Source organism: Myxococcus sp. AM010 (genome assembly GCF_013372585.1).
In the GTDB taxonomy this organism is placed as follows: Bacteria; Myxococcota; Myxococcia; order Myxococcales; family Myxococcaceae; genus Myxococcus; species Myxococcus vastator.
This window is the reverse complement of the sequence record NZ_JABXEO010000067.1, coordinates 22424-33475: the sequence shown is the minus strand read 5'-3', so window position 1 is coordinate 33475 and position 11052 is coordinate 22424. Positions and strand designations below refer to the sequence as shown.

10 protein-coding genes are annotated in these 11052 nt (G+C 69.3%); 5 read left to right on the top strand and 5 right to left on the bottom strand.

The features are described 5' to 3' along the window. Positions 1-232 precede the first annotated feature (232 nt). A complete protein-coding gene (locus tag HV826_RS26320; protein ID WP_176419727.1) occupies positions 233-1153 on the top strand; it encodes a hypothetical protein in 921 nt (306 codons plus the stop codon). A 149-nt stretch (positions 1154-1302) separates the two neighbouring features. After that, positions 1303-2391, top strand: a complete 1089-nt coding sequence (locus tag HV826_RS26315; RefSeq protein ID WP_255217423.1) for an AI-2E family transporter — start codon at positions 1303-1305, stop codon at positions 2389-2391. A 13-nt stretch (positions 2392-2404) separates the two neighbouring features. Here the strand turns inward: HV826_RS26315 and HV826_RS26310 are convergent, their stop codons facing one another. Then, positions 2405-4261: a serine/threonine-protein kinase gene (locus HV826_RS26310; RefSeq protein ID WP_176419725.1), complete on the bottom strand. Its 1857-nt coding sequence runs from the start codon at positions 4259-4261 to the stop codon at positions 2405-2407. 30 nt (positions 4262-4291) lie between these two features. Further along, complete coding sequence (locus tag HV826_RS26305) at positions 4292-5215, bottom strand: DUF2381 family protein (RefSeq protein WP_176419724.1); 924 nt, start codon at positions 5213-5215, stop codon at positions 4292-4294. Positions 5216-5505: 290 nt separating this feature from the next. Here HV826_RS26305 and HV826_RS26300 point away from each other — a divergent pair, with 290 nt between their 5' ends. Next, the gene (locus HV826_RS26300) at positions 5506-6975 is read left to right on the top strand and encodes an SAVED domain-containing protein (protein WP_176419723.1); all 1470 of its coding nucleotides are present in this window, start codon (positions 5506-5508) and stop codon (positions 6973-6975) included. 69 nt (positions 6976-7044) lie between these two features. After that, positions 7045-7674, top strand: coding sequence for a type I-MYXAN CRISPR-associated protein Cas6/Cmx6 (gene cas6 / locus HV826_RS26295; protein ID WP_176419722.1), 630 nt, complete (start codon positions 7045-7047; stop codon positions 7672-7674). 88 nt (positions 7675-7762) lie between these two features. Here the strand turns inward: cas6 and HV826_RS26290 are convergent, their stop codons facing one another. Further along, positions 7763-8368, bottom strand: a complete 606-nt coding sequence (locus HV826_RS26290; protein WP_176419721.1) for a pentapeptide repeat-containing protein — start codon at positions 8366-8368, stop codon at positions 7763-7765. Positions 8369-8468: 100 nt separating this feature from the next. After that, positions 8469-8756 (bottom strand): double-CXXCG motif protein, encoded by a 288-nt coding sequence (locus tag HV826_RS26285; RefSeq protein WP_176419720.1) that lies wholly within the window; start codon positions 8754-8756, stop codon positions 8469-8471. A 189-nt stretch (positions 8757-8945) separates the two neighbouring features. Here HV826_RS26285 and HV826_RS26280 point away from each other — a divergent pair, with 189 nt between their 5' ends. After that, on the top strand, positions 8946-10163 hold the full coding sequence (locus HV826_RS26280; RefSeq protein ID WP_255208277.1) for a glycosyl hydrolase: 1218 nt from the start codon (positions 8946-8948) through the stop codon (positions 10161-10163). A 27-nt stretch (positions 10164-10190) separates the two neighbouring features. On the opposite strand, the gene HV826_RS26275 is transcribed toward HV826_RS26280, so the two are convergent. Continuing rightward, the gene (locus tag HV826_RS26275; RefSeq protein ID WP_176419719.1) at positions 10191-10847 is read right to left on the bottom strand and encodes an SDR family oxidoreductase; all 657 of its coding nucleotides are present in this window, start codon (positions 10845-10847) and stop codon (positions 10191-10193) included. Positions 10848-11052 lie beyond the last annotated feature (205 nt).

Genomic DNA, 11052 nt, shown 5'->3' with positions numbered 1-11052 from the left:
CCGCGCGGCGAGGCCGTGGGGGTGGTGACGGGAGTCACCAGGGCACGAACGCCTGTCACCAGCTCGCGCGCACGCGGCGGGGCCGTGGCGCCACCCGCGGCCCGCAACCGCTGGGATTGACAGGGCCTCCCGGGTGCGGCCCCTGACGCTTCGGCTGGCCCGGGAGTTGCTGTTGGGTTCAGCAAGCTTCCCCGTTAACTCCTCAACCCCATCGACTTCAGGAGTCCCTCCCATGAAAGGCATCAAGCTCGGCGGCTTGTTCAAGAGCCCCTCCGTCCCCAAGAGCCCCTCGGCCTCTGGCAGCGGGACGAACAAGCCGAGCGCCCCTCCGGCCGTGGAGTCGAAGCCCACGCCCAAGCCGAGCCCCATCCAGGACGGGTTCGACGCGCCGGGCAGCAAGCCCTCCACCAGCAAGGTGAACACCCCGCCCACGCAGCAGCCGGGCAAGGACGTCACCTCGTCGTTCGGCGCGAACCCGCTGGGCTACTCGGGGCAGAACGTGCTGAACGCCTACAACATGTTCCCGGGCGGCGCGCCCCAGGGCGTGGCCCTGCCCACCGCGCAGAAGCCCTTCGTCAACGCCAATGACTCGAAGGTGACGCTCAACGCCCACCAGCACCAGGGGAACACGAACCTGTCCGTGTCGCCCGCCGGTGGCCAGGGCATCCCCGCGCACTACATGCACTACCTCTCCACGGGCGAGGGCAAGTTCGCGGGCATCCAGGGCGTGCCGCTGCACCCGCGTCCGGGCGAGCCGAACACGGTGGTGACGGGCGCGCTCAACGGCTGCGCCGTCCACGCCCTGCACGACACGAAGAACAACAACCTGTCGTTCCTCCACCACGCGGACTACTCGAAGAACGGCAAGGCGGAGCTGGACGGCTTCCTCTCGCAGCACCCGAACCTCAGGCCGGCGGGGAGCTTCACGCCTGGCGACTACTCGCACCCCACCGGCAAGTACGGCGACCCGACGGGCGCCACGCCCTTCATCCAGTACTCCCAGGGGGCCGGCGGCCAGCCGGGGCAGTGGAACATCGTCGGTCAGCTCAACACCTACAAGAACGGTGGCACCCCGGGTGGCCGCCCCGAGCTGATGCGCCCCACGGACCTCCAGGTGCCCTTCATGCAGACCGTCCCGGTGGACGTGCCCTGAGCTGCCGCCGGGCTCGCCGTTGAGTAGCGGCTCGCCCTGGCCATCCGTTGGATTCCCGCCGCGCGTCCGCCGCGTCCGTTCATGAGGCCACACCGGGAGGTGGCCTCCCTGTGCCATGCGCCGCGTCGTGCGTAGGGTTCGCGCGACGCATGGCCACCCTGGACTCCTCAGCTCCCTCCTGGCTCACGCGCGGTGCGCTGTTCAGCGGCAAGCTGCTCGTCATCGCCGCGGCGGTGGTGGCGCTCGTGCTGCTCCTGGCACGGCTCTACCTCATCGTCCTTCCAGCCGTGGTGGCGCTGCTGCTGGCGACCTTGCTGCATCCCCCCGTCCGGTGGCTGTCCGCCCACCGGGTGCCCCGGGCGCTCGCGACGGTGCTGGTGCTGCTGGCGCTGCTCCTGGTGGGGGCGGCGGGGATGTTCCTGCTCGTGCCCCGCATCGTCCAGCAGGTCAGCGCGGCGGGTTCGAACGTGCAGGCGGGGTTGGACGGCCTCCTCGACTGGATGACGCAAAAGCTCCCCGTGTCTCGGGAGCAGCTTGACGGCCTGTTCGAGCAGGGGCTCGACTTCGTGAAGTCGAACGCCGGGCGCATCACCACGGGCGTCCTCGCGGGCGCCAACTTCGCCGCGCAGGCCGTGGCGGGCGGGCTGCTGACACTGGCGCTGCTGTTCTTCTTCGTGAAGGACACCGAGCAGCTCGGGGGCTGGGTGCTGGCGCGGGCCTCTCCGGAGCGCAGGGACACGGTGCGCGCGGTGGGCCTGCGCGCCTGGAAGACGCTCAGCGGCTACCTGCGCGGCGTCGTCATCATCGCGCTGGTGGACGCGGTGGGCATCGGCGCGGGCCTGGCCATCATCGGCGTGCCGCTGGTGCTCCCGCTGGCGGCGCTCACCTTCGTGGGCGGGTTCTTCCCTGTCATCGGCGCCACCCTGGCGGGCGGGGTCGCGGTGCTGGTGGCCTTCGTCACCAACGGGCCGCTCGACGCGCTCCTGGTCCTGGCCGTGGTGCTGGGCGTGCAGCAACTGGAGGGCAACGTCCTGGAGCCCCTGGTGATGGGACACGCGGTGCCGCTGCACCCGGTGGTCATCCTGCTGTCCATCACCGCCGGGGGCGTGCTCTTCGGCGTGGCCGGCGCCTTCCTCTCCGTGCCCGTCGCCGCGGTCCTCTCCGCCGCGGGCAACGAGCTGCGCCTGCGCAACGAGGCGCGCGTCCTGGAGAAGCCCTCGACGATTTCACCGCCATGAGCCGGCGGCGGCGTCAGGGGAAGTGGTCCACCACGTGGGCGTTGGACCACGGACGCGCGCGGGTGTGGCCGGGCCGTGAGCCGGGGTACTTGGACATGCCCGTCTCGTTGCCCAGGATGAAGCACACCGGGTACTCGCTGCCGTCCGGCGTCCTCACGCGCGTATAGCGGCCCTGGATCTTCTCGCCGCCCGTCCAGATGCGCCCGTAGAGGAGCGTGTTGACCGGGAGGCGGCCCATGGGCTCATCGAGTCGGCTGGTGATGGGGCCGTCGCTGACGACGATGCTGTAGTTCGTCTGGTACGAGTCGTCCGGCTGCTGAAGGTCGAACTGGATGTGCCCGCCAAGCACCAGGTCAAGCCCGAGCTGACGCATGGACTCCAGGGCTTCGGAGGGGCAGCGCGCGGGCTCGGGCCGGACCTGCGTGCCTGAGCAGGCATTGAGACTGGCCGCTGTGAATGCAGCCAGCAAGTAACGGTGGAGTCGGGGGGCGCAGCGCGCGAGTGGCTCGGTCGTGGACATGGCATCTCCCGGCCATGGCGGCTCGGCGGTGGAATACGGAAGGGCCGTGGCGGGTGTGCCAGTGTCGGCTGGTCCTGCGGTGCGCGCCAGTTGCTGAACAGGATGGGACGGAGCGGGCGCGCCATGCGGCGGGCCCAGGAGCATCAGTCCCCAAGCCATGCACGCAACCAACGTCAGGCCTCCGGCGACTCGCGGCCACCGGCTCTTGGGCCGCGGCTCCGGCGGGCTCGTTGGGTCCGTGCGAGGTTGCGTCTGCACCTCCGAGAACACCCGGCGTCGCAGCCAGCGGCCCATGCGATGGTGCTGAACCCGGGCCGCGCGCAGGGCGCTCGCATGGAGCAGGGCCGTTTCGTCTCCCGGTGCCACGGGGCCCCAGGTGTCCTCGTCGCGTGTCGTGCGGGTCGCCGTGGAGGGCCCCTCGTACCAGCCGAACAGCGGGACGTCCCAGTCCGGGCCCGCGTGCGCCTGGGCCCGTTGGACTTCCCGGGCGAGGTCCCCCGCGCTGCGCGGCCGGGCCTCGGGGGCGAACGCGAGCAGTCCCTCAATCCAGCGTGCGAACGGCTTGGGCACACGCGGGTTGAGGGCACGCAAGGTGGCGGAGGTCACTGGGGCGTGCGCCGTGTCCAGGACGAGCGGCGGATACTGCTCCACCACCAACCGGTGAAAGGTGACGCCCACCGCGTACAGCTCGTCCGCCACTGTGTAGGGGTAGTGCTCAAAGGGGGCGGTCTGCCGTGGAGCCTTCATGCTCCAGAGGATGGCCTGGGGGCTGCGATAGGGCCCGGTCCCTGGCGGCAGCCGCGCGGCGGAGGTGATCGGGGCGGCACGGGGATGCCAGCCCGCGCCCCAGTCCAGCACCACCAGCCTCCCGTGCTCCTCGACGCGGAGGTTCTCCCCCTTGAAGTCGCGGTGAAGCACCTGCTTGCGATGCGCGGCGTCCAAGGCCCACGCGGCCTGCACCAGCAGTCCGGCGACGTGCCGCGCCGTCGGATTGCGCGCCCGAGACCAGTCATACAGCGTGTTGCCTCGCACATGCTCCATCACGAGGTAGGGATAGGCGGAGGCCCCTGCGCGCCAGGTTCCCGTCGCTTGCAGCCGCACCACGCCCGGGTGACGAAGCAGGTGAAGCGTCCGTGCCTCGCGCTGGAAGCGGGGGTCGCCGGGGGCGTGGGCCAGCTTGAGCGCGTAGCTGCGGCCTTCGGGGCGCGAGCGCACTTCATACACCGTGCCGTTGCCACCGCCTCCGATGCGGCGCTCCACCCGCCAGCCCTCCACGCGGGTGCCGGAAGGCAGGGCCTGTGGAGACAGCACGAGGGGGCCTGGGGTAGCTGCGTTCGACTCCAGTCGCATGACGGATTCCTTCAAGGCTGCCGAGCACGTCTACGGTTTCAGGTGCGCCCAGCGCGCGCCGCGGCGCCGGCCCGTGTCCCAAAGCTCCAGCGCGTAGGCGGGTGGCGGGCGCGTGGGGGCGGGCCACTGCACGACAGCGATTGCGCTCTGTCCGGGTCGCAGACGCGGCTCCTTCAACAGCAGGGGCAGCTCCATCGTGTCGCCTGTTGGGCGCCCCTTCGTGTCCAGCGCTGTCAGCCGCGCGATGCCCGGCTGCCAGGGCGCCTCGCCCGGTGGGTTCTCCAACTTCACCGCGAGCGCCACCCACGCGCCGGAGCGATAGCTGCGAAGCTTGAGGACCTTGAGCCCCGCTTCGCCGACTGGGTCATCCATCCACTTGAAGAGAACCCTCTCGTGGCCAATGGCGCCGGAGAGGATGGCGCTCGCGAGCCCCGGTTGTGGCAGCGGCCGACGCGCCGTGGCCAGCCGGGCCTCCAGCAGTGCGTTGCGCTCACGCAACGCCACCAGCTCGGCTTCCAGTTGGGCCACGGTGGCGGGGTGGCGCCGGACGTCGACGACCGAGTCCACCACGTTGCCTTCGGTGGTCAGCTCCAGGACGAGCCGCTGTGGCGCGGCTGCGTCCGTGAAGCGCAGCACCAGGGGCGGGACGCCCTTGGCTGGGATGGCGACGGCGGGCTGGAGCAGCAGGTGCGTCCCGGTGACGTCCAGCCGGGAGAACAGGCCGCGCAGGGCCTCGGGCAGCTCACCTTCCAGCGCGGCGTCCGAGTCGAGCAGCACGGTCGTCACCGCGCCGGGCGCCAGCCGGAGCCGCTGGACGGGCTCACCCGCGCCCGCGCTCAGGGCCACGGCCCGCTCGACACGCCGCCAGCGTTTCGTGTTCGGCGTCTGGGCCAGCGCCGCCGAACCCAACAGGAGCACCACCGCCGTCATCACCAACGAGCCAGGGGGGAACACGCAGGGGCAACCTCCAGGGTTCTAACCTACTCGACAGGGATGACACGGCGGGACGCCTGAACGCGCCTCCGTCTGGCACCTTGGAATGGGCGATGTCTACCTGAAAGGTAGTCAGGTTCGCGCAGGACGTTCAGCGGTCGTCGGGGATACCTCCGCCACACGCCGGAAGAAAAAGCACCGGGCCCGCGATGGGGTGCCCCGCGTGTTGGCGTCTTCCACTTCGAGCGCCGCCTTCCATACCCCTGGAGAGGTATCCACCGCCGTCCCTGGCGTCGCTATGAGGGAACGTCATGGGAGAGCAGAGCGCGTCTCGGCTGGAGGGCGACCGCTATCAGCACCTGCTGAGCTGGTACGAGCTGCTCCGGCTGCTCGACGCGGGCAGTCCCTTCTCGCACGGCTATGTCGAGCACCCGGCGGCGGGCTCGGCGGACGACGTGACGCTGCACGCCCGGCCCGGTGTCGGCGTGGCCAGCCGGTACATGCAGGTGAAGTGGCACGTCGACCACCGGGACACCTATTCCCTGGCGGGGTTGGTGACGCCGCCTCGTGTGGGCCGCTCCCTGCTGCGGAAGCTGCTGGAGAGCTGGCTGGTGCTGCGGCCCCTGGGGCCCGTCGAAGTCTGGCTGTTGAGCAACTGGGCGTCGGCGTCGGACCTGGGGCGCTATCTGCATGGCAGGGACCACTGCTTCACCGACGCGTTCTTCGTCCAGCCGCAGCGAGGCGCCCTGAAGGCGCACTGGGCGGCGTGGGAGCAAGGGCTCGGGGTGCCGGCCGAGACGCTGCGGGCGTTCTGCAAGGACTTGCGCTTGCGACTCGGCGTGGGCGGCATCGCCGACGTAGAGGAGCAGGTGGACGACCGGATGGGGCGGCTGGGCCTGCGCATGGGACGGCAGCCGCGAGCCATCGCGATGGACGGGCTCCGGGAGTGGATTGAGGTCGGTGGCGGCAGGAAGTACGTCACCCCGGAGTCGCTGCGGGAGGCCCTGCGCGCGTGGGGGCTGCTGGCCTCACGCGAGGACGCGCCCACCGTGAGCCTCTGGATTCATGGGTGGGCGCGGCGCGTGTGGGAGCAGCCACCCACCGAGGAGTTGGACTGGACGCCGCACTACGACCGCGACACGCGGACGGTGCCGTCGGAGGCGGTGTGGCGGGACGCGCTGCTGCCTTCGCTGCTGGCCGCGCGACAGCGACTGTCGAGGCGGCCTGACGGCGCGTTGATTGACCTGCGGGGCAAGCTGCCGCTGAGCACGGTGCTGGCGGTGGGCTTCCACTTCCCGGAGGTGGGCGGCTACCGCTTCCGCGTCGAGCAGCCCACGCGAGGGGAGACCTTCTTGTGGCGCTCGGACGCGAAACCGTCCTCGCGCAGGTTGCGGGTCACCGGGCACGAGGGCGACGCGGACGCCACGGGGTTGCTGGTGGTGTTCCAGTTGACGGGGGACGCGCGCGCGGACGTGGAGCGCTTCATGGCCGAGCGGCCGGGGCACTTCCGCGCTGTGCTCTACCTGGAGCCGGAGGACGGGCCGCATGACGGCGCCGTGGGCTCGGCCGCGGACGCGGTGGCCTTCGCCGTCCAGGCGCGTGAGCAGCTCCGGCGCGCGCGCAACGAGCTGCGCACGGCGAGCACGCACCTCATCCTCTACGCCCCCGCCGCGTGCTGCGTGTTCCTGGGGCAGCGGCTCAACGCCGTGGGCCCCGTCGTGTCCTACGAGCGCACCGGGGATGGGCGCTACGCGCCCGCGCTCACGCTGCAGACGGGGTGAACGTCATGCCGCCGATTCCAGCCCACACGCCTTGTTCTGAGTGCAGCACCCTCCGGAGAGGTCCTTCACATGCCTGCCATTGACCTGCTGTTCCCCGTTCAGGGCGGCCCGGTGCCGATTGACCATGCCTATCCCCTGTTTTCTTCGCTCTCCCGTCGCGTTCCCGGACTGCATGAACGCAAGGATGTGGGGGTCTTCAATCTGCGCGGGACCCGGATGGATAGGCAATGGCTCCGGATGGAGAGCGGTACGCTGCGGTTACGCTGTGGCCCGGAGGCGCTCCCGGACCTCCTGGCGCTGGCTGGGAGCTCGCTGGCGCTCGCGGGCCAGGCGCTGCGCTTGGGAATGCCCACCGTCTACCCGCTGCTGGCGACACCGACGACGCTCTCGGCGCGAATCGTCACCTTCAAGCACGCGATGGACGAGGCGACGTTTCAGGCCTCCACGCTGAGATTCATGGCGGCGCTGGGGTGTTCCGGGACGCCCTATGTGGGGCGGCGGCGCATGGTCGCCATCGCCGGGAGCAAGGTGATCGGCTTCGCGCTCACCGTGAGCGGGCTGTCACCCGAGTCCTCCCTGGTGCTCCAGGAGCGGGGACTCGGCGGACGGCGTCACATGGGCTGTGGCCTCTTCCTGCCCCCACGTCTTCCCGTGGCCTTGAATGCGGCGGAGGGCGAGGCGGCGGGGAACTCCATGTGATGGCGGCTACGCACCTGCTGGCCAAGGGCGTCCGGCAGGGCGCCGCCCCCGTCACGCTCAATGTGATGCCGAGAGGCATTGGGCAACTTCATCCGAGGCTCATCGTTACGGCTTGGTCCAGCCATGCGCGCAGCGCCTCGCCTTCAATCCGGACGGGCGCGTTCTCGTGACCGAGATCAACCCAGGAGGCTTGGGCCGCCTGTAATCCGACGGCGCCGTGGAGCGCTGCCCCGGAAAGCCGCGCGCCATGAAGGACCGCACCTTCCAGAAGTGCGCCTCGGAGATTCGAGGACGCGAGGTTGGCGTTGACCAGGTAGGCGCCGCGAAGGTCCGCGCATTGAAGGTCCGCGCCTTGGAGATCTGCTTCGTAGAAGCTGGCTCGGAGCGCGTTCACATGCGTCAGAATGGCCCCGCGAAGCACCGCATGGTCCAGGTTGGCCTTTGAAAGCTGCGTCCTGGAGAGGCTGGCATTGATGAAAGATGCGGACGCCAGGTTGGCGTGGGCGAGCTTCGCCATGTCCAGACTGCATCCATCCAGGCGTGTCCCAGGGAGCGCGGCCTCCGATAGATCTCGCGACGACAGGTCGAGTGAGGACAAGTCAGCGTCCTCCAGGTGGAGACGCTTGCCTTGCTGTCCCACGGAACGCAGCCATTCCGCATGCCAAGCCAAGGCCTTGATGAGCTCCGAATTCATGGTCGCACTCTGGTTTAGTTGAGAAGTCATGGGTTCAACACACGCGCTGCACGGCGAAATTTTCGGGCCGACTCCGAGGCTGGCTGCTCACCGCGTGTCCTCAATAGGCCATGCTTTCGCGCATGGCCAATGCCGTTGGCGTGAACAAGATGTCCGGCACCCGTTCACGCAACCGCGAGTACTCGGGTCGTGCCTTCAAGTAGGCATGTTGCTCTGGGAGCGCGGACAGGTCGACAGCGGGGTAGAAGTGACCAACGCTCGCCCACGTTGCGCCACAACCAGGGCACGCCGAGAGCCCTGGCAGCTTCCACCGGTGTGTTGCGTTGAAGTCGCCATTGTAGCGGGAAGTCGCGGCGGTATCTTCAACGAGCCAGTAGTAGCGAGTCATTCGTCCGAAGAGTCAATCCTGGTTGTACTCCTTGCGCCACGCTGCCCTCCGCAATCCGCGGTTGCATCGAAAAATGGCGGCGGATGCGAACTTTCTACTGATCTTGTTTTGCCTGAGTTGCTCGTTGACGCAAGCTGAACCACCTGACAGTGCTCGTGCATGCAGTCAACGGGAGGTCGCACCCACCACATGCACACGTCAACCCATTCAAAGTCGTTCCGCTCATCCAATCCCAGCCGGAGCGCCTTCCTGAGCGCCGCCGCGTTCACCGCCGCGCTGGCGCTGAACCTGGCACCCACCGTCGCCCACGCCCAGGTGTCACGGACGCTGAGCACGCCGTCCCCGTCACCGCAGGCGCAGAAGGTCTTCGACCTCCTGGTGACGCTGGAGAACAACAGCCGCAACGGCGTCTCGAAGCAGACCATCATGGGGCAGCACTGCGAGGCGCAGAAGGAGCGCTACGCGGGCGAGTACTGGGTGCGGGTGGGCGATATCGCGGGGCGCCGTCCAGGCTTCGTGGAGTTCGACTTCGGGCCGGGCAACTACGGGCCCACGTACCAGGCGCCCTATGTGGACACGTCGGTGGGCTTCGCGCGCGACCGCTTCCTCTTCGGCGAGGGCATCGTCGGCTTCAGCTTCCACCAGTCCTATCCGGGCGCATCGGTGAAGAGCTGGGAGAACAACTTCCGGCAATCGTGGATGGATTCCAACTGGTTCGGCCGGGTCATCAACTGGCAGGCGAACACGGCGGAGTACCGCGCGCTCCTGGCGGACCTGTCCTTCGCGGCGGACAAGCTCACCATCCTGAAGCAGCTCAACGTGCCGGTGCTGTACCGCCCGTTCCACGAGATGAACAAGCGCCCCAACGCGTCACCGTTCTGGTGGTCCAACCAGGACCCGGCCCAGTACCGGCAACTGTGGGTCATCATGCATGACTACCTGGTGAAGACGCGCGGGTTGGACAACCTCCTCTTCGTCTGGTCGCCCTACGAGTGGGACGGCACCTACGGCGGTGACCCCTGGAGCTACTACCCGGGCGACGACCGCGTGGACGTGGTGGCGGTGGACATCTACCACGGCAATCCCTACTTCCCGGACCGCTTCTACACGGACCTGGGCTCGCGCTACCGCAAGCCGCGCATGCTGGCGGAGACAGACAAGCTCCCGGTGCGCTGGGGCGACAGCCGCTACGCCACCGTGTCGGAAATCGACGCGCGGCCGTGGGTCCTCTGGTCCGTGTGGGGCGACACGCTGCTCTACAACGTGGGCACCACCACGCTGAATGACTGGAACGTGTCCAGCAACCACAAGGCCATCCGCGACAGCTACAGCTACCACGACGGCAGCCTATGGCGCGTGCTCACCGGCGGCTCCAACCCCACGTACAACTGGGGCGCGCTGCGCTGAATCGCGGGCCCTGAGCGAGAAGGCGGCTCAGGCGCCCGCGGCGGCGACCTCGGCCCAGAGCGTGTCGCCCTCCAGCACCTGGTTCAGCGGCGCGCGCCGCTCGGAGACGCGCAGCAGCACGGCGGCGAGCTGGTCCAGGTGGATGGGCCGCATGTTCCGCAACGGAGGCAGGCGGGTGAGGGCGCGCAGCACGGGATGGATGTGGTGGTACTCGCCCTCGAAGGCGGGCGGGCGCACCACCGTCCACGGGATGCCGCTGTCGCGCACCAGTCGCTCCGCCTCCGCCTTGGCCTTGAGGTACGCGCCCACCGGCCGGCCCGCGCCCACCGAGCTGAGCAGCACCAGGTGGTCCACGCCCGCGCGCTTCGCCGCTGCCACGAGCTGCCGCGTGGTGCCGATGTCGCTCGTCTCGTAGGTGTCGCCAGCGCTGAAGCGCTTGCGCATGGTGCCAATCAACTGGAGCACTGTGGTGCAGCCGCGCATCATCTCCACCAGCATCTCGCCGTCAGACAGCTCCACGACGGCCTTGTGGGGCCAGGGGCGGACCCTGTCGCTGTCCGCGCTCTTCGGCCGTACGTGCGCGAGGACAGGCGGCGCACCGCGCGCCAGCGCCTGTCGCATCAGCGTGCGGCCCGTGGCGCCCGTGGCGCCAGCGACGAAGAGATGACGAGAGGGCGTGTTCATGGCGGACCCCAGCGGAAGACGGACGGCACGTCGAGCGAGCCCGCGAGATGACGCGGGCCGCCGCCTCTTCATCACACTGCGTCCCACGAGCCCAGCGCGGCGTGGCGCTCCGTGTCGGATGAGGCACACGCCGCGGCGCCAGTCCGGGTGTTGAACAACCATCAAATGACAGAGTCACCCACCTGGTATGCGCTGACCTGCCGGC